The organism is Caballeronia sp. dw_19 (assembly GCF_018449515.1).
GTDB lineage: Bacteria > Pseudomonadota > Gammaproteobacteria > Burkholderiales > Burkholderiaceae > Caballeronia.
Genome location: NZ_JAAVUQ010000038.1, coordinates 46,669 through 65,851, shown reverse-complemented (window position 1 = coordinate 65,851; position 19,183 = coordinate 46,669). Strand labels below are relative to the sequence as shown.

Sequence of the window (19,183 nt, the reverse complement as noted above, 5' to 3'; positions counted from 1 at the left end):
GAGAGCCCTATGCCACAGATCCCGTCGGCGCTCGCGGTAAGGAAATTTAGGATTTTCTGTAGGTCATTACAATGGTTCTGTCGCGCTAAGGCGTTGAGGTAAAGTTCGGTGGACAAAATTTCTGAAGTTTGGGATGAGGAAAATTCTGCCTCTTTTGAATTTGGAGTGGGTGGGTTTGGCGGGTCAAGGGCGGGCGTGAGCCCGGCGCAGCGAACCCTTGAGGCGCGCTCACCCAGTAAGATGAGTCATGGGTGATTGCGGCAGAATTGGGGGAATCACCCATGTAAAGCCAATCAGCTATGACGAATCAATTGTTCGAATCCGCCCTCGGTATCACGGCTCCTTGGTATGTCCGAAGTGTTGACTTCGATGCTGCTCAGCGGCAGCTCAACATCGCCGTTGACTTCGTTGCAGGCAGCCGATTTGGCTATGCCGGAGTTGCCGGCGAGCATCCCGTGCACGACACGCAAATCAAGCGCCTGCGGCATCTGAATTTCTTCCAGCACGAGTGCTTCCTCGAAGTGCGGGTGCCCAGGGTGCGCCTGCCCGATGGTTCAGTGCGTTTGGTTGAGCCAGGTTGGGTGGGCCAGCTCAGCGGCTTTACATTGTTGTTCGAGGCGCTCGTGTTGATGCTCGCGCAGCAGATGCCGTTCGCCGCCGTTGCACGCGCGGTCAATCTGTCGTGGCATCGAGTACATGCCATCTGTTCGCGGTATGTGGAGTTGGCACTCGCGGCGGCCGACCTGTCGGGTGTGACGGCGGTGGCGATTGACGAAACCTCGTACCGTCGCGGTCATGAGTATCTGACGCTGGTCGCCGACATGCAGGCGCGGCGGGTCGTGTTCGTCACCACATGCAAGGATGCCAGCACGATAGAGCGCTTGGCCACCTACCTAAGCGAACACGGCGGCTCGCCCGAGCAAGTGAGCTCGGTCAGCATCGACATGTCGCCGGCTTTCATCAAGGGCGTCAATGAACATCTCCCCGAAGCGCGAGTTACCTTTGACAAGTTCCACGTCGTCGCCCACGCGTCCAAGGCGCTCGACGCAGTACGTCGGCAGCAGCAGAAACTCGACCCTCAGCTTAAAGGCATGCGTTGGACGTTGCTCAAGGACGCCGACAAACTGAACCTCGCGCAACTGACTGACCTTGAGGCGTTGGTCAGTCAGTACACAACCAATCGCACCGCGCGCGCCTGGCTTTACCGAGAACAATTGCGCGATATTCTCGAGCGCAAACAAATCAACGTCGTCTCCGAGATGCTGCACCAGTGGTGCACCAACGTCATGCGCTCCAAGGTCGAGCCCATGAAGGATGTCGTCCGTTTGGTTCGCAGACATTTCGATGGAATCGTTGCCTGGACCCAGACCCGTCAGACCAACGGTTTCATCGAGGCCATCAACGGCCTGTTTCAGGCAGCAAAGCGCAAGGCTCGTGGATATGCACGCTTTGAAACCATGCGCACGGTCTTGTTTCTCATTGCCGGAAAACTTAACTTCGCCGCGTTCAACGCGCATGCCCGCTGAGCCGCATTAGTCGAGTAGCGCAAGGGAATCGCACCCTCACGCTCTCACAGATCCGGACGTGAATCTCTCGATTCATCCGGCTCCTATCGCCCAACCGTCGCCTCTATACCCCAGTGGACGAACAGGCCGGGCTGACGAGATTTGACCCCCGCTAGCCAGACCCATGCCCGTGCCTTACGGCGCTGGAGAGACTTGTATTTCCGGCGCGCCCAGTGCACCAGTGCAGCATCAACCGCACGCAGTGCCTTGGCGAGCGCAGAGCGAGTGAACCGCCCGTAGTACTGCATCCAACCTCGCAGGATCGGGCGTGTTTGGTCCGCCAGGTCATTCAAATCCAGATCGTATCGACGCAACAGCCCCTTGCGGCGCATCTCTTGACGCATCGCTCGGGCTGCCTTGTTGCTTACGGCCGGAGTGAAGCCGACGGACAGCTTACCCATCCGGTTCATGACACTTCGCGGTCTGAACGTATAGCCCAGGAAGTCGAACTGACAGATCGGATAGTCGGCACGCCTGTTGGCCTGCTTGCAGTACACGATTTTGGTCTTTTCTGGATGCAGATCCAGCTTGCACTCCGCAAGCCGCGCCTCCAGTTCCTGCTTGAGCCGCCGAGCCTGCGCTTCGCTCTTGCAGTGACAAATGGCGTCATCGGCGTAACGCTCGAACGGCACGTCCGGATAGGACTTTTGCATCCACCGGTCGAACGCATAATGAAGAAACAGATTCGCCAGCACCGGACTAACGACACCACCCTGCAGGGTGCCCTTATCCGGATTCACTACGGTCCCGTCCGGCATGTGCACGGGCGCCTTGAGCCAGCGCTCGATATACAGCAGCACCCACGCACAGTCCGTATGGCAGCGCACCGCCCGCATCATGAGTTCCCAATCAATACTGCCAAAGAAATTCTTGATGTCGAGGTCCAGCACCCAGTCATGGTTCCAGCATCGCTGCCGGGCCACATCGAGCGCCTGATGCGCTGACCGTCCGGGACGATACCCGTATGAATCGTTGTGGAACACCGGTTCCACTAGCGGTTCCAGATATCGCTTGACCACCGTCTGGGCGATTCGATCTGAAATCGTTGGTATTCCCAACGGTCTCGTCCCCGCACCCCCGTCTTTTGGTATGTCAACCCGCAAGACCGGAGGCGGAAGGTAGCTGCCAGACGACATCCGATTCCAGATTCGATACAGATTATCCTTCAGGTCTGCCTCGAATTCCGTCATCGACTGCTTGTCCACACCCGCCGCCCCGCGGTTGGCCTTCACCTGCTTATACGCCTCCAACACCTCTCGCTTGGAAATGCAAAACGGCTTTGCGTTATTCACTCCGGTCCTCCTCTTTCAAGTTGCCGACGTGATAACGCCGGACGATGACGCCCCTTCGGTCCAGTCCCATTACAGGACCTTCAACCCTACTACAGACGTCTCCGCCCCTGTGCCCCGCATCGGTACTCTCATCCTTGCGGAGGCCTTCCGCTTGGATTTCTCCCTTCACATCGGGACGACAGGTTCCCAAGTTCCTTACCAAAGCCTGAATCAAATTCACGCCGCCTTTATGCCGGATGCCGATTGGGCCGTCAGCAGGCATCGCCCAATCTTGTCCCGGAGCCAGTGGGCTCTCCGGTTTTGACATCAGTTCATGAAATTATCGACACGTCATCAGCGGTTCACTTACGTTCGTCTCTTTGATTCCTACCTGACAGAGTAGATCCCTGCCTTTTCCAACAACGCTCACCACGAGGGCTCTTTACCCACGCAGCTTGTGGCGGTTTGAAGCCTGCTCCTGCAAGCCGACTCCGAAGGGCCTTCCTTCATCTTTGGTAAAGCTCAGCAAACATCGGTCAGTTGATGCTCGCGTTCTTGGCACACCCCACTGAGTTTTCAAAAGAGCCAAAATTCTGCGAAAGGCCGTGCCGGCGGGATTGACGAAGGTTCTGAAACGACTGCACTATCCGATGGACGTGATTTTATTGTGCGTACGCTGGTATGTGGCGTACTCGCTGAGTCTGCGCGATCTTGAAGAGATGATGGCTGAGCGCGGCTTCGAGGTTGATCATTCGACCGTGCATCGCTGGGTGATCAAGCTTGTGCCGTTCTTCGAAAAAGCATTCCGCAAGTACAAGCGTCCGGTTGGCAAGAGCTGGCGGATGGATGAGACGTATGTGAAGGTCAGTGGTGACTGGAAATACCTCTATCGCGCAGTGGACAAGGCCGGCCAGACGGTTGATTTTCTGTTGCAAGCGCATCGAGACACGGCTGCGGCGCGTCGCTACTTCGAAAAAGCCATCGACCAGAATGGCGCGCCGGAGACGGTCACCATGGATAAAAGCGGGGCCAATCTGGCTGCGCTCCAGGGCATCAATGCGAGCGGGAAACGCCCATCAAGATCCGGCAGGTTAAGGAAGGTCTGAACAACTCATTTTCAGGCTGACTGCTCACCACATTCGAAATTTGGTGGGTCTCGAAAGTCGTTTTAGCATTGGGAATTGCATGAATACGGACCAAAAATTGAGTCCGATGTTTGTAGATCGCCGCTTTCGCGGCGTCTACCGCTCACATTTTCAACAGCTTGCGACGCGCCATCCAGAGATTGGACAATGCGAACAGCGTGATAAGCTGCGCAGTGTTTTTCTTCAAACCACGGTAGCGCGCTTTCGCGAATCCAAACTGCAGTTTGATCACCCGAAATGGATGCTCTACCTTGGCGCGCACGCTTGCCTTAAGGTATTCGATTTCATTGACGATGCGACCTAGCGCGTCATTCTTGTCCAGCGCCGCGCGCTTGCCAGGGCACATCGCGACCATCCACTCCACTGCCTTTGCGCTCGTACGTTTTTGTATCCCACGATAGCCGGAATCACCGTACACAACAGTCTCCTCGCCGTGCAGCAACGCGTCCGCTTTGACAATGTCGTGCACGTTCGCGGCCGTCCCTGCAACCGTGTGTACCAGCCCGGATTCGGCATCCACGCCGATATGCGCTTTCATCCCGAAGTACCACTGATTACCTTTCTTGGTCGAGCTCATCTCGGGATCGCGCTCACCGCTCGCGTTCTTGGTCGAGCTGGGCGCTGGGATCAGCGTAGCGTCGACGACCGTACCCGCTTTGAGCAGCAGCCCTTTGCTGCCAAGCACCGCATTGACCGCTGCGAGCATCTGGGCCGCAAGCTCATGCTTCTCAAGCAGATGCCTGAATCGCAAGATCGTGCTCTCGTCAGGCAGACGCATGTTCCAGTTATCCAATGCAGCAAACTCTCGAAACAGCGGCACGTCGTGCAACGCTTCCTCCATTGCAGGATCGCTCAGGGTGAACCACTGCTGCATGAAATGGATCCGCAACATCGTCTCCAATGGAAACGGCGGCCGCCCTCGCTTACCTTCGGGTGCGTGCGGCGATATCAGCGCCACCAATTCGCGCCACGGAACCACCCGGTTCATCTCGTCGAGGAACTCCCGCTTACGCGTTCGCTTGGTCGTCAAATCCAATCCCAGATTAGCTTGTCTCATGCCCAAATCGTCGCAGTCGTCGCGCTATTTGGCAACTCAAATATGCTCTATTTATGCAGACCTTCCTTTAAGTATCTGAACAACATTGTTGAGCAGGACCACCGGGCCATCAAACGGATCATCAAACCGATGATGGGCTTCAAGGATTTTCGTTGTGCCCGCATCATCCTGTCCGGCATCGAAACGATGCATATGATCGGGAAAGGACAGATGAAAATGGAGCATGGAACTCATCAATCTGCCGCCGAGCAATTTTACTCCTTGATGATTTAAGCAGTCCTTCTAGTTTCGCACCTGATCGTCAGTATGGCTTATCGCGACAGAACCGCTATGAGCGTATTGATGTCGTCCCCAAAGCCGTTCATCCGTCCGCTTCACATGGGCAGTTCGTAGATTCAATGCTCAATGGCCGCTTTGGCCGAGGACCCGCCGACCGACATGAGCGCCCGAACGGCCGTTGTACCCGACTACGGACCGTCGCGACTAATTCCGAACGTAATCCGTACCCGGGGTGATATACCGTCCCAGTTGTCAATGTTGTAGACGAATGCTGGGTAAAGAAAGACGTAGGCGCATCTGAACACGCAGCAAGCGCGACTGGAACGTTGCTCGGCTCCGTATCTACTGTGGAGACGCCTTTCCCCCACGAGTGAGTCATGGTCAGGTTCTGCGCCGCTGTCCTTCTAGGCGTCAGATAAAAGCGACTCCGCCGCCTGCCGGATGAGGTCCGCCACCGCGTTCGGTTGCGAAAGCATCGGCACGTGACTCGCCTGGAGGGTAAGTGTAGTCGCGTTCATCTTCTGCGCCGAGTCCCGTTGGACAGCGGGAGGGATGGTGCGATCGTTCCCGGCCACGACATACCAGGTGGGCCTGGATCGCCACGCCGCGTGGCTGATGGCGGGCGGAATCTGAAGCGGGTTCTGCACATTGGCGCTGTCTTCATCCAGAGATCAGCCTTGCATCAGCTCGCCGTCACGGATACGCCAGAGCGAAAGCGGATTGCGATCCTGCAGCGCGGGCGGCAGCAGTTCGGGCGGCAGGTTCTGGTAACACACCGGCCGCAGGAAGCGGTCGATCGCAGAGGTGCCCACCGAGGTGAAACGGCTATCGGAGGTGGCAGGAAACGGACCACCATGAATCGTCGCGTACGAGATCTCGGCGACATTCGAGAAGCCGTTCGCCAGGATGCGGTTCGTCCTGCGCTCGAGCACGGGCATCAGCCGCTGGGCGAGTTCAATATCCGCCACCTCCATCTGCAGCGTCATGGTGAGTTGGCCGTGCAGACGCCCGGCGATGGCGAGCATCTCGTCGAAAGAACGACAGCGGACAAGCAGCGCCGCCGGACCGAAGACCTCGTCTGCAAGCTCCATGGAGTGCAGCAGTACCCCGGCATCGACCTCAAAAACGTGGACCTGACCATCGAGGTCCTTCGCAGGTTCTGAACCTGCACCGAGTTCAGTGACGCCGCTCCCCTTCTGCTGGCGCTCGACTCCGTGCATGAAGCCTCCGTAGATGTTGGGGCTCAGCATCGTGGCGGCCGGCCTGGCCGACAACGCATCGCGCAGCGCGACGCGCAGGCGTTCGAACCCGTCACCCTCGATCGCGAGCACGAGACCGGGCTTGAGGCACATCTGCCCGACACCGATCGTCATCTGGTCGATGAACGCCCTGGCGAAGGTTTCAGCACGGGCGGCGAGCGCTGCCGGCAGCACGAAACTGGGGTTCACGCTCGTCATCTCGGCAAACACCGGGATCGGCTCGGACCGCTGCTGACCCCGGCGCACGAGCGCCATGCCGCCGCCCTCGGAACCCGTGAAGCCCACCGCCTTGATGGCCGGATGATCAACCAGCGCCTCGCCGATAGCATTGCCCTCGCCGATCAACAGCGAGTACACACCTTCGTGGAAACCGGCATCGGACACGGCCTTCTGGATCGCGCGGCCGACCAGTTCAGACGTGCCCAGATGCGATCCGTGCGCCTTCACCACGACCGGACAACCGGCCGCCAGTGCCGAGGCCGTATCGCCACCTGCAACCGAATACAAAAGTGGAAAATTGCTCGAGCCGAATACGCCGACCGGGCCGATCGCGATCTTCTGCATGCGCAAGTCAGGCCGTGGCAGCGGCTTGCGCTGCGGGTCGCCGGCATCGATGGTCGCGTCGCGCCACAGGCCCTTGCGAACGACTGTCGCAAACAGGTTCAACTGGCTGACGGTACGGGCCATCTCGCCTTCGACACGTGGCCCTGGCAGACCCGTTTCGGCCATGACGCGCGTGACGAGCGTCTCGCCGAGCGACGCGATGTTCCGGCCTACGGCCTCGATGAACTGCGCCCGTTCCTCTGGATCCGTGCGGCTGTAGGAGTCGAAGGCCTCGTCGGCGAGGCGGCAGGCGCGCTCGACCTCCGCCGTGCCGCCTCCGCCGAAGTCGGGTTCCAGTGCGGCGTTGTTGGCAGGATCAAGCGCCCGGATGACAGAATCGGTACCACGGACGGACGCACGTCCGATCAACATCTCTCCACGTACTAGCATGGCGATCTCCGTAAAAGCGATGGCAAAGTCGACCCATCGCGTTTCAGCGCGAGAGGCGGCTTGCGACAGGCAATGAAAGGCGGACGATTCAGGCGGCCTGGAAGGCGGCAATAAGCTCGTCCGTAGTCAGGATGGCGTGTGCGAAAGTCGGCCCGTTGAGCTCATGGGCGGCGTGCATCGCCTCGCGGCTAAAGGCCGCCGTGGCGTCCCGGACAAGCGTGACGTGATAGCCAAGCTCCATGCCAAAGCGGGACGTGGATTCGATGCACGTGTTGGCAAGCATGCCGATCACGACGATCCGCCCGATACCGTGCTGTTTCAGTTGCTGGTCAAGATCGGTGTTGGCAAAGCCGCTCTGGGCCCAATGCTCCTTGATGACGATGTCGCCGGGCTGGACCTGGAAATCGTCGTGGAAGGTGCCGCCCCACGTATCTTTGGCAAAGGTCTGCCGGTTGCCGGAGGCAATCTGCGTGTGAGTCGGGTGCTTCCAGTGCGTGTAGTCGCCGGGTTCCCAGCGGTGATGCGGGACGAAGAAGATGCGCATGCCGACGTTGCGCGCTGTGGCAACAATGGTTCGCAGATGATCCAGAAGGTGGACTTCCTCGGCGGTCTCCTTCGCGAGCGGCCAGAGCTTGCCACCCTCGCTCAGGAAATCGTTGTACGGGTCGACCAGCAGGATGCCGGTCGAAGCCGCGTCGTAGTGCGTCGTTGTCATGTTGAAGCTCCAGTTGTGCCAAACGCAAGATGCCGGTCTACAGGGCGACGATCGTGCGCCCACGCACGTGACCTTTCATGATGGCGGCCGCTCGGGCCGGGAGTTCGTCCAGACCGATCTCCTCGATGCTCTCGCCCGGCAAACCGTCCGGTATCAGTTCCGCCAGCCGTCGCCATGCAGTGATGCGCCGTTCAGTCGGGCAATAGACGGAGTCGACGCCAAGGAGCGCGACGCCGCGCATGATGAAAGGCAGGACCGTCGTGTTCAGGTCGCGCCCGCCGACCAGCCCCAGAGAGGCAATGGCGCCCCCATAGGCCATACCCGCCAAAGCGTGGGCCAGGGTCGTGCCGCCAACGTTGTCGATCACTCCGCCCCAGCGTTCGGGCAGTAGCGGCTGCGCGGGCGGTTCGGCAAGCGTGCTGCGCCCGACGAGGCTTTGTGCACCCAGACTCCGCAGATACGCTTCCTGCTCCGGCCGGCCGCTGGAAGCAACCACGTGATATCCGAGCCGGTGAAGCAGCAGCAGGGCCACGCTGCCCACGCCACCGCCCGCACCGGTGACGAGGACCTCCCGCTTCGGATCGATACCGTGGCGCTCCAGCGCATCGACGCAGAGCATCGCGGAGAGACCGGCGGTTCCGTAGGCCATCGCTTGCCGCATCGTCATGCCGGTGGGCAACGGTACGAGCCACTCAGCCGATACGCGGGCCTTCTCCGCGAAACCGCCCCAATGCTTTTCGCCGACACCCCAGCCGGTCAGGACCACTTCGTCGCCAGGGCGGAACCGATCGGAATCCGAACGCTCGACCACGCCGGCGAAGTCGATGCCGGGCACAAAGGGAAAGTGCTGGACCACCTGGCGGTGACCGGTGCCCGTAATCGCCAGGCCGTCCTTGTAGTTCACATCCGAGTAACGCACCCGGACCAGCACGTCGCCTGCGGGCAGGTCGTCCTCGTCGAGGTGTTCAACAGCGGCTTCGATCTGCTCGCCGGAACGGCGTAACAGCAGTGCCCGGAAACGGCTTTCGGACATGTCGGTCCTCCAATGGTGGGTGACGGAGTTTGGCGATCTACTGCATCGCCTTCGATGCCGTGATAGAGTTCGATGAAACTCTATTCAATAAATAGAGTTTACACAACCTCTAATTTAAGGGCGCAGTCGTATGGGGCGATCCACTCGGGCACAGGCCGATCTGAATCGGGAACGCATTGTCGATGTCGCCACTGGGCTTTTCCGGCAGCACGGCGTTGGCGCGGTAAGCATCGCCGATATCATGAAAGCGGCGGGGATGACCCAGGGCGGTTTCTACAAGCACTTTCCATCGAAAGAGGCGTTGGCTGCGGAAGCCTGTACCACGGCGTTCGTGCGGGCGGTTGAAGCATGGAAAGAGAAGGCGCGCCAGTCGGTTGATGGAGGCAGGACCGCGCTGCGGGATCTGGTTACGTACTACTTTGCGGACAAGCCGCCGGAGCGGACCTGTCCAATGGTCGCCTTCAGCCAGGAGGCGGCCGGCCGGGCGTCAGACGACCCCTTGCTAGTGAATTACAGCGAAGGTGTCAAGCGCCTGTTCGAGGCCTTTGCGGAAGTAGCCCGCGCCGGTGGTCCACCGGCGATGACGCGCGAGCAGATCATGCTGCTCTTCACGTCGATGATCGGGGCCAACCTCCTTGCACGCGCCATCGGGAAAGAAGCCTGGACCGAGGACATGATGGCGGTCGTGCTCGGCGCGATCGATCCGGTCGCACTCAAGGGCTAACTAGGCTTTTTGAAATACGACGACCTCGCGCAGTCGCCTTGCGTGGGCGTTATCGCTCGCGGTGGTTCCTGCCTAGCTAAGATAGGCGCGAATAGGCTCTTTCAACTGATGCGTGTGACGAACTCAACGACCTGATTTGTCGTGGGACCGGATGCGGCCGGGAGCTACCTGTCGTGAACGTCAGCTTGGTGCGCTCGATCGCGCAGGTTGGAGTTTGGCGCTGGGTCGACTTTGGGAGAGGCGCGCCTCCGATCGCGGAGGGCCGCTAACCGACATGAAACGGCCCCTCTCCGTCTGGATGGAAGGCCGCCGCTGTTAAGGATTGTTGGACGCCTGCCCGCCAGCGCCCGGGTAGTCAGACGCCTGCGGTTTGGGGCAGGCGTCCAACAATCCTCCGTGAGTGAAATCGCCGGGTATGGTACCAACCACACCGTGCGGCTCTGGCAATGCTAACCCGCGTTAGATTTCCCACGGCGGCCCAGCCTTGCCTCACGGAAAAGTCATACTGTCTTAACAGCCTCGGAAGTTCACCGGGTGAGCGGGTTCGGCCGAGCAGTTCTTCACTGGTGAAAGGCCATGCACCTCGGCGGTGTCGAATGACGTACACCCTAGGTCGAGCGCCCCAGTGGATTGTCGCTATCGATTCCGCATGGTCCGGGTGGCCATAGGCGTGGCTCATCCCACGCAGGCAAGGCCCGGGACCTCGATCCTTGCCTACCAAGCTTGCGTCGTCCAAGCAAACCACTCTCCACACCGAATGCGGGTTTGAACAAGGCGCCTACCCGATCACTCTTTGGACGCAGCGTCTGGCCTCGTAGGCCGTGCGCGTCAAGGTTATGGTTGCGCCGTCGATGGAGGAGAATGCAGAATCTTCGAGGTTGATCATGCAAAAATGGAAAAAGTGTCGTGGACTGGAATGATCTTAGGTACTTTCTGGGCGTTGCCCGGAGCGGCAGCCTGACACAAACATCCGCCGACCTCAGGGTCAGCCAGTCCACTGTGAGTCGGCGGATTTCGGAGTTCGAAGCCAGTCTCGGGATGACTCTGTTTGTCCGTCATCAGACAGGCTATTTTCTGACGGACGAAGGTCGGGAAGTACTCAAGCACGCTGAGCGGGTCGAAGACAGTATCCTGGCGCTTGAGCGAGGCGCGGCAGGCCTCGATAGAACGCCAACCGGTGATGTCCGGCTCGCGACATCCGAGAACCTTGCGACGGACCTGATCATCCCGGCCATACCTGCGTTCCGGGAGCGATATCCCGGTATCTGCCTTGAGATCATTACAAGCACGGTCACTGCGGAACTCAGCCGACGCGAGGCCGACATCGCACTTCGAGTGGTTCGGCCAATGCATGGCAATCTGAAAATCAGGCGCGTCGGGCACATGACCTATTCAGTCTACGGGAGTCGGGAATATATCGAGAAGCATCCCGCCGTGGAAGGCGAACCCATGGGCGGACGCCACTTCATCACCTGGGACGAGAGCCATGCGCATCTGCCCGCCGCCGCATGGCTCGCGCGAGAGCATCCGGGTTGCAGAATTGCGCTCGCCACAACGAGTTTGCCCACCCAGATTGCTGCGGTTCGTGCCGGACTCGGCCTGGCCGTGATCCCCGATTTCCTCGCGATCAACGACGATTTCATTCGCGTCGTTCCATCCGACCAGATGTTCAGCAATGAGGTGTGGCTGCTGACGCATGCCGACCTGATTGCATCCGCACGGATCCGTGCAGTGAGCGATTTCCTCGCCGACCAGGTGGTGAAGACCAACCCCGAACTTGCCGGCCGATGGACAGAAGCATGATTATCGGCCGGCATTCTTCTCGAACAGATCGAGGGTTCGCTGCCTCGCCAGCTTGACGTCGGCCGGATCAGCATCCGGTCCCTCGTTGTTGAAGCCATGGCCCGAATTCCCATAGACGTAGACGGGCACGTCCGGATGCGCGGCCTTCACCGAGGCCTCGCTCGCGCTCGCCGGAATGTAGGGGTCCTTGCCGCCGAAGTGGCAAATCACCGGGCAGGAGAGAGGCATCTGGGCCGAGGCGGCTATGCCTGCGCCGTAGTAGCTCGAAGCGGCCGCGAGTCCCTTGGCGCGCGACGCCGCCCGCCAGGTGATCGTGCCACCGTAGCAATAACCGACAAGATACACCGGTCCTTTGTCCTTCATGGAGTCGATGCATGCCTGGACGTCCGAGAGCGGATTATCGTCGCCGTTGTCTCTCGCATATTTGAGGCCGACCTGAAGCCCCGCGGCGTCGTGGTTCGCGACGAAGTTGCGCTCCTGCCGATCGAACATGGAAGGCGCGATCACCTCGTAGCCGAGCGAAGCCCAGCGGGCCACATCGCGCTTCACGGATGCATCGATCCCGAAGACTTCCTGGATGACGATGACACCGCCGCGGCGCGCGCCTATCGGCGGCGCATGCAGGGCGGTGAACTCGAACCCGTCGATCCTGGACTTGAGGGTAATTGTCTCGGTCATGGTACTTCCCTTTCTAAGAGATTAATTTCAGACGCGCACATCAGGCCACCCGCGAACCGGCGGCCTGTTGATCAGTCGGGTTGGAAAGAGCGCGAGTGAGGCAGTCGATCGCACCCTTGGTTGCGGATCAGATTGGCGACTCTCCCGACGGCGCCCTCACGGGTGAGGTCGCGTCCTCGCCGACGGCAGTGATCCATTCGCGCACGCGCCATGCGGCGACCAGACCGTTGACCACGTACGGATCGTTCCGGGCGAATTCTTCGGCCGTAGCAGCTGTCGCTGCCTTGAAGAGCAGCACCCCGGTGTCGAGCGGATCAGTCAGGGCGCCGGCCAGTACGAGTTCGCCACGTTCGCTCGCAGGCCAGGCACGCGCAAGATGGTGTTCGCGGTAGGCGTTCCGGCGGGCGGCATAGTCGGGTGCGAAATCGTAGAAGAGCAGGAAATGGCGCATGTTTGTCCTCGTGGGCGAGGTAAGGGCCACGGAGGCGCCGGCGGCGCCCCCGGATGCTTCGATCAGGAGGCGGGCGCCACCTTGTCGCGCCAGAGATCGATGGGCCCCATCCGGTCGGCACCCTGCGTCGCAAGCATCCATCCCGGGTACTCGAGCGGCAGTTCGCTGACGGCGTCCAACTGGCGCATCTCCTCTTCGCTGAGCGTGATATCGATCGCCGCGATGTTGTCCTCGAGCTGGTTGAGGCGCTTTGCGCCGACCAGTACGGAGGTCACGACGGGTTTGGAGAGCAACCACGCGAGCGCGATGCGTGCCGGGCTGCAACCGTGCGCATCGGCAATCGGACGCATCACGTCGATCACATTCCAGGCGCGCTCCTTGTCGACGATCGGGAAGTCAAATTCCGAGCGCTGGGAGCCTTCGGGCGATTGGTTGTCGCGGCTGAACCTGCCCGAAAGCAGGCCACCGGCGAGCGGGCTCCAGACGAGCAGGCCCATCTTTTCGGCCTCCAGAAGCGGCCCCAACTCGCGCTCCAGATCACGCCCGGCGACGGAGTAATAGGCCTGAAGCGTATTGAACCGCGCAAGGTTGAGGCGCGCCGAGATGCCCAGAGCGGTTGCGATTCGCCACGCCTGCCAGTTCGACACACCGATATAACGAACTTTGCCCTGGCGGATCAGGTCGTCCAGCACACGCAGGGTCTCCTCGCCAGGCGTGAGCGTGTCGGTCGCATGGATCTGATAGAGGTCGATATGGTCCGTCTGTAGCCGCTTCAAACTCGCCTCGACCGCATCCATGATGTGGCCGCGCGACGCGCCGACGTCGTTCCGGCCCTGACCCATGCGGCTATACACTTTGGTCGCGAGTACATAGTCCTTGCGAGCGATACCAAGGTTCTTGAATGCCTGGCCGAGCGTGCGCTCGCTCCCACCCGCCGAATAGACATCGGCAGTGTCGAAGAAGTTGATGCCGGCCTCGATGCTTGCCTTCACAAGCTCGTCGGCACCTGCCTGATCAACACTCCCAATGTGCCTGTACACACCGCTTCCGCCGCTGAACGTCATCGTACCTAGGCAAAGCTGTGAAACCAGCAGACCTGTGTTTCCAAGAGTCTTGTACTTCATGTTCCCCTCCGCTTGATGGACGCGAACAGGTCCGTTCAATCGACATCATCGTTCGGGCGCTCCGCGTTGAAGAAATTCTGCATTTTTCTCTCGCGGAAAAGAATCCAAATTATTCGACTATTGTTTTCTATTTATGGAATGTTTGAGGTCTTCCACGTCGGCAAATTGGGCGAGGACTGCAGATAACAGCATCTGGGCGTTGTGTGCGTTCTGGTGGTAGCGGTGGTAGCCGGGGAGCCTTGATGATGAAGGCGTCCTTGTTCCGGGACACGTATGGATTCGTACGTATCCGAAGGTTCAGAAGTCGACGTGGAACTGCTTCCACCGTGTCGTGCGTCTGCGCAGGCCACGCGTCCCCCGGCCGCAGTGAATGTGCCGTCGCCGTGATGATGCAAAGACCAGAGAATCCTGGCCGTCCACCGCGCAGTCGACCGTTTATCCGATCTTCGCGCTCACGCTTCTCTATCCGTCGAGCGACCCCGCGCCATATCGATAAAGGCACGCAGCGCTGACGACCTGCGCCGCTGTCGCGGGTAGTGCAGCATGAAGCCCGGAAAGAACGGACACCAGTCTTCAAGCACGCGAACCAGGCGGCCTTCGCCGATGATTCCGTTCACGGAGTTCTCGAGTGCGAAGCCGAGGCCCACTCCATCGAGTGCAGCGAGCAACGCGAGATGCATGGTTCCAACGGTGATGCGCCCTTTCACGTCGAGGTCGAGTCGGCTGCCGTCTTTTTCGAACTCCCACTTGTACATCCTGCCGCTTGGGAAACGGTAGCGGATGCAATCGTGACCAAACAGGTCTTCGGGATGATGCGGCACGGGATGGCCGTCGAAGTAAGCGCGCGTACCCACCACCGCGCCCCGTTGCGGCGGCCCGAGAGCGACGGCAACCATGTCTTCCGGCACCGCTTCCTCGAACCGGATGCCGGCGTCAAAGCCCAGGCCGACGATGTCGACGAGGTTGTCGTCTTCGGCAATCTCGATATGGATGTCCGGATACGTTGCGAGAAATCGCGACACGAGCGGCGCAACCAGCAGATGTGCGGCGGCGTGCGATGTGTTGATACGTAGCGTGCCGGTCGGCGTAGCGCGAAAGTTGTTCATCTCCTCGAGCGCGTCGCCCAGATCGTGCAGCAACGGGTGAAGGCGTTCCAGCAGGCGCTGGCCGGCATCCGTCAACGCAACGCTGCGCGTGGTGCGATTGATCAGATTGACCCCGAGGCGCTCCTCCAGTCCGCGAATCGCGTAGCTGATGGCCGAGGTCGAGAGGCCGAGTTCGGCGCCCGCCTTGCGAAAACTGCTGTGGCGCGCCACAGCCGCGAAGGCGGCGAGGTGGGAGAGGTTGTCGGGGAGCATGATTGTGAAAAATTATTCAACAAGGCATGCAGAAGTGCAAGCTTGTTCACCCTCACTCTGGCGTTTATTGTCCGTATATGTTCAATAAACCCGACGAGAGTCTCATGTTCCAAGCTCGAGGATATGCCGTTCACGACGCCGCTTCGCCGCTCGTCCCGTTTCGCTTTTCCCGTCGCGACCTTGGCGTTCGCGATGTGCGAATAGAAATCCTGTACACCGGTATTTGCCACTCCGACCTGCATCAGGCCCGCAATGACTGGAGCAACGCCCTATATCCGATGGTGCCCGGCCACGAGATCGTCGGACGCGTGGTCGAGGTCGGCAATGAGGTGAAGAAGTTCAAGGTTGGCGACTATGCGGGTGTGGGCTGTATGGTCGATTCGTGCCGTCATTGCACGGCTTGCCGCGAAAACCTCGAGCAGTACTGTGAGGAGGGTGCCACCTGGACATACAACAGCAAGGAGCGCGGCAGCGACGACCTGACCTTCGGCGGCTATTCCGACCAGATTGTGGTGGAAGAGCGGTTCGTGGTGAAAGTGTCCGGGAGACTTGATCTGAAGGCCGTGGCACCGCTGCTGTGTGCGGGCATCACCACGTATTCACCCCTGCGACACTGGCAGGTGGGGCCGGGCCAGAAAGTTGGCGTGATTGGTCTCGGCGGCCTTGGGCATATGGGCATCAAATTCGCGAAGGCGCTGGGTGCGCACGTCGTGATGGTCACCACTTCTCCGGGAAAGGGCGCGGATGCGAGCCGTCTGGGCGCCGACGAGGTGGTGATATCGAGCGACGAGGCGGCGATGGCCGCGCATGCGGCAAGTTTCGATTTCTTGCTCAACACCATTCCGGTTCGTCACGACCTCAATCCCTATATGACCTTGCTCAAGCGTGACCGGACCATGGCATTGGTGGGCGTGCTGACGGAGACAGAACCCCTCGTCGGCGTCAGTGTGATCTTTGGTCGCAAATCATTGGCAGGTTCGGCCATCGGCGGCATGGCCGAGACGCAGGAGATGCTGGACTTCTGTGCCGAGCGCGATATCGTCAGCGACGTAGAGATCGTGCCCATCCAGGCGGTCAACACAGCATTCGACAGGTTGTCGAAAAACGATGTCAAATATCGGTTTGTCATCGATATGGCCTCGCTATCTGCGGACGAAGCTGCCAGCTAAACGCAGGCATATCGCGCCCATTAAAGAAGTGAATATTTGGCGTCCCGACTGCCCGAGTTAAAGGGCGAAGACGTGTTCGCGAGGCATGACCAACGATCCAAATGCGCTGCCGATAGTCGTGCGGAAAGAGTGGTTACAGCGTAGGGATCATCGCCGAGTTCCTCCGCGATGCGATCGCCGGACTACGAACCCGCCGATGATCGTTGACCAGAGCGCGCGACTTGCTCACCGAGCGTGAACGGCTTATCACCGAGCAGACCGCGATCGACGCAGCTCTCTCGTCCGCACAAACGCAAAAGGCAGCGTGCATATCAGAGGAGGCGAGTGCAACAGCGCAACTCGAAAAGTGCACTCGCGAAGAAACCGCCCGGCGTAGTGACTTGCAAGTAAAACAAACATTCGCCGGGAAGCTTCTAAGACTGAAGGATGGCCTTGTAGTTGCCGCCGACTACCGAAGAAAGCTGGCTTCTGCGCGTGATGCATAGCGAGCTTTAGAGGATCACCTTAGCAGATGGGTGGCATCGCTTTTAAGAGTGGCAACGTTCGTATGCTCCGGGTTGGTCAACAGTTCTAACCGATCGCCAAGTAAGCTCCATGCCTCGCGCTTCTCGGCGGTGTACGGATAACGTTGGTAAATCCGCTTCATCCGGTTCCTTTCGCGGTGGTTCATACATTTCTCGATGACAACTGGCAGTATCCCTAGCTCCTGCATAAGGGTTGATGCAGTGCGCCGAAGATCGTGCGGTGTCCATTTCTCGTTGCCAAGAACGAGCGCATTCTCATGGTTCGAGCGATTCGCGTGCGCTTTGCGCTCGTAAAACTTTAATTGCCGGTCAGCGATCTGGATCGTGATGGTTTTCAATCCAGCGTGGCGTTCGCCTTTGCGATCGGGAAGCAACCATTCGTCGCTGTCCGAAAGCGCCATGAGCGCCTTCATATGGCGAACTGCAAACCCGGAGAGAAACACAAAGTGAGCATCTTCATTCTTCGCGTTTGCAGTCGGTATGCGCCACAGCCCAGCGTCCAAGACGACATGCTCCTTACGCGTCTTAATAACCTCTCCAACCCGTGCGTTGGTCGCAAGTATCAGCAGCAAGGCGTGTTTTGTAGTCTGCAGTAGTTCAGCGTTTTCGAGGGCTGCTGGCAAGGCACGCAATTCGTCTTCCGATAGCGTCCGGTCACGTTCATTGTCCGGGCCACCCACGTCCTTTTTTGCGATACCGAGAAGCGGATCGATCGCAATGTGTTCGCGCAGCAAACACCACTTAACAAGCTGTTTGAGGTCGCAAAGCGTCCGGTTTGCCTGCTGGTTTGCTCCTCGTGCGACGATCGCGTCCAACACGCTCATAAGGTGCGAGCGCTTGATGTCTTCCATTGCCATCTCCCCGAGCGCCGGAAGGACGTCCTTGACGAAGCCGCGGCGGATCTCCGCCCCTTTATCCTTGCGCTTCTTCAGCGCGGACGCTTCCCACTCCTCAAAGCGTTCCCGGAACGTCTTGCGCAAGAAAGCGGCTTTGGCGTTGTTGATGCGCATTTGGATCGCCGCCTGAATTTCGAGCTTTGCAGCGTTTTTAGCCTCGACCGGATCAGTACCCTTGCCGAGCAGGACTCTCGCTTCGTCGCGCATGCCGCGTATGTCCGCTAGCGAGGCACGGGGCCATACGCCGCACGAGTACTCTCGCTTCCTCGATTTGAACCGGAATTCGAAGGAAAAACCGACCGACAGGGCACCCGCTTTCGAGACGCGAACCTTGCCAACAAGACCGCCAGTTTCTCGAATGGTTTTGCCTGCATCCGAGGGGCATAGCGCTTGAAGTTGCTTCACGGTTATCTTCATGTCAGCTCCTATGATCCTTTTCCATACCCCCACTCATACCCCCACTCGAGCGAGAGAATATCCGGTTAAGTCCGGTAATGTCCGAAAATATAATCGCGGTGTAATACATTGATTATAAACAATTTTTCAGTCGAATTGAGACCCTGTGGCATGGTCCGGAAAACGGGGGGAAACCTCATACCTTGAAGGTATGAAACCCGTATTCTTCCAAGTGACAAGTCATACAAGCCGTCACAAGGAATCGAACGTGCCTCCCGGTTCCAGCGCAGTCATGGGCAGATGCGCCTAGTCGCCAGTCGTGTCGTCCACCGCCTTCCTCACCGTATCCAGCAACCTCTGCCCGTCGAAGGGTTTCCTGAAAAAGAGGTGGGTATCCTCTTTGAGCTCCACTGCGAAATCCTCGACCCTGTAGCGTCCCGTGATGAAAATCACAGGCATCGTGGGTCGGAGTTCACGCACGCGCCTGCGCAACTCGACACCGCTCAGACCCGGCATGTCGATATCGGAAATAAGACAATCCGGGGCAAGCGATTCAAAGTCGCGCATGAAGTCTTCTGGCGAGGTAAACAGGCGAACCACGAACCCCGAAGAAGCCAACAGGCTTTCGAGAGACTCGAGTACCCGGTAGTCGTCGTCGACAACCGATACGACACGCCGCCTCAGCTCATCCATGTTTAATGTCCCGCTCGCGTTTGTCGAACGTGCGTTGCCGGGCACCCCTC

Annotated in this window: 15 protein-coding genes and 2 pseudogenes; 6 read left to right on the top strand and 11 right to left on the bottom strand. The window is 59.4% G+C overall.

Annotated features, from left to right (window positions below):
* Positions 1 to 299: 299 nt before the first annotated feature.
* On the top strand, positions 300 to 1,526 hold the full coding sequence (locus HB376_RS33105) for an ISL3 family transposase (protein ID WP_213767873.1): 1,227 nt from the start codon (positions 300 to 302) through the stop codon (positions 1,524 to 1,526).
* 83 nt (positions 1,527 to 1,609) lie between these two features.
* On the opposite strand, the gene ltrA is transcribed toward HB376_RS33105, so the two are convergent.
* On the bottom strand, positions 1,610 to 2,857 hold the full coding sequence (ltrA, locus tag HB376_RS33100) for a group II intron reverse transcriptase/maturase (protein ID WP_213767872.1): 1,248 nt from the start codon (positions 2,855 to 2,857) through the stop codon (positions 1,610 to 1,612).
* A 629-nt stretch (positions 2,858 to 3,486) separates the two neighbouring features.
* Here ltrA and HB376_RS33095 point away from each other — a divergent pair.
* Positions 3,487 to 3,947 (top strand): annotated as a pseudogene (locus tag HB376_RS33095) (IS6 family transposase); the annotation flags it as partial.
* Positions 3,948 to 4,084: 137 nt separating this feature from the next.
* Here HB376_RS33095 and HB376_RS33090 read toward each other — a convergent pair.
* A complete protein-coding gene (locus HB376_RS33090) occupies positions 4,085 to 5,038 on the bottom strand; it encodes an IS5 family transposase (RefSeq protein ID WP_213767871.1) in 954 nt (317 codons plus the stop codon).
* A 57-nt stretch (positions 5,039 to 5,095) separates the two neighbouring features.
* Here HB376_RS33090 and HB376_RS33085 point away from each other — a divergent pair.
* Positions 5,096 to 5,311: pseudogene (locus HB376_RS33085) on the top strand (DDE-type integrase/transposase/recombinase); the annotation flags it as partial.
* A 677-nt stretch (positions 5,312 to 5,988) separates the two neighbouring features.
* On the opposite strand, the gene HB376_RS33075 reads toward HB376_RS33085, so the two are convergent.
* The 3 genes from HB376_RS33075 to HB376_RS33065 form a co-directional block, all read right to left on the bottom strand.
* Positions 5,989 to 7,569, bottom strand: a complete 1,581-nt coding sequence (locus HB376_RS33075; protein ID WP_213767869.1) for an aldehyde dehydrogenase (NADP(+)) — start codon at positions 7,567 to 7,569, stop codon at positions 5,989 to 5,991.
* An 88-nt stretch (positions 7,570 to 7,657) separates the two neighbouring features.
* Entirely contained in the window at positions 7,658 to 8,284 is a 627-nt protein-coding gene (locus tag HB376_RS33070; protein ID WP_213767868.1) for an isochorismatase family cysteine hydrolase, read from the bottom strand.
* Between the two features lie 37 nt (positions 8,285 to 8,321).
* Positions 8,322 to 9,317: an MDR family oxidoreductase gene (locus HB376_RS33065; RefSeq protein ID WP_213767867.1), complete on the bottom strand. Its 996-nt coding sequence runs from the start codon at positions 9,315 to 9,317 to the stop codon at positions 8,322 to 8,324.
* Positions 9,318 to 9,447: 130 nt separating this feature from the next.
* Between HB376_RS33065 and HB376_RS33060 the strand changes: the two genes are divergently transcribed.
* Complete coding sequence (locus HB376_RS33060) at positions 9,448 to 10,041, top strand: TetR family transcriptional regulator (RefSeq protein WP_213767866.1); 594 nt, start codon at positions 9,448 to 9,450, stop codon at positions 10,039 to 10,041.
* Between the two features lie 906 nt (positions 10,042 to 10,947).
* Positions 10,948 to 11,844, top strand: a complete 897-nt coding sequence (locus HB376_RS33055) for a LysR substrate-binding domain-containing protein (protein ID WP_213767865.1) — start codon at positions 10,948 to 10,950, stop codon at positions 11,842 to 11,844.
* Here HB376_RS33055 and HB376_RS33050 read toward each other — a convergent pair whose 3' ends face one another.
* The 4 genes from HB376_RS33050 to HB376_RS33035 form a co-directional block, all read right to left on the bottom strand.
* The gene (locus HB376_RS33050) at positions 11,845 to 12,522 is read right to left on the bottom strand and encodes a dienelactone hydrolase family protein (protein WP_213767864.1); all 678 of its coding nucleotides are present in this window, start codon (positions 12,520 to 12,522) and stop codon (positions 11,845 to 11,847) included.
* Between the two features lie 127 nt (positions 12,523 to 12,649).
* Entirely contained in the window at positions 12,650 to 12,973 is a 324-nt protein-coding gene (locus HB376_RS33045; RefSeq protein ID WP_213767863.1) for a YciI-like protein, read from the bottom strand.
* Between the two features lie 62 nt (positions 12,974 to 13,035).
* Positions 13,036 to 14,097: an aldo/keto reductase gene (locus HB376_RS33040; RefSeq protein WP_213767862.1), complete on the bottom strand. Its 1,062-nt coding sequence runs from the start codon at positions 14,095 to 14,097 to the stop codon at positions 13,036 to 13,038.
* A 452-nt stretch (positions 14,098 to 14,549) separates the two neighbouring features.
* The gene (locus tag HB376_RS33035; RefSeq protein ID WP_213767861.1) at positions 14,550 to 15,455 is read right to left on the bottom strand and encodes a LysR family transcriptional regulator; all 906 of its coding nucleotides are present in this window, start codon (positions 15,453 to 15,455) and stop codon (positions 14,550 to 14,552) included.
* Positions 15,456 to 15,559: 104 nt separating this feature from the next.
* Between HB376_RS33035 and HB376_RS33030 the strand changes: the two genes are divergently transcribed.
* Positions 15,560 to 16,624 carry an NAD(P)-dependent alcohol dehydrogenase gene (locus tag HB376_RS33030; protein ID WP_213767884.1) on the top strand — a complete coding sequence of 355 codons (1,065 nt, stop codon included), beginning with the start codon at positions 15,560 to 15,562 and terminating at the stop codon, positions 16,622 to 16,624.
* A gap of 499 nt (positions 16,625 to 17,123) precedes the next feature.
* Here HB376_RS33030 and HB376_RS33025 read toward each other — a convergent pair whose 3' ends face one another.
* Positions 17,124 to 18,461, bottom strand: coding sequence for a site-specific integrase (locus tag HB376_RS33025; RefSeq protein WP_213767860.1), 1,338 nt, complete (start codon positions 18,459 to 18,461; stop codon positions 17,124 to 17,126).
* A gap of 285 nt (positions 18,462 to 18,746) precedes the next feature.
* Complete coding sequence (locus tag HB376_RS33020; RefSeq protein WP_213767859.1) at positions 18,747 to 19,133, bottom strand: response regulator; 387 nt, start codon at positions 19,131 to 19,133, stop codon at positions 18,747 to 18,749.
* Between the last annotated feature and the right edge of the window lie 50 nt (positions 19,134 to 19,183).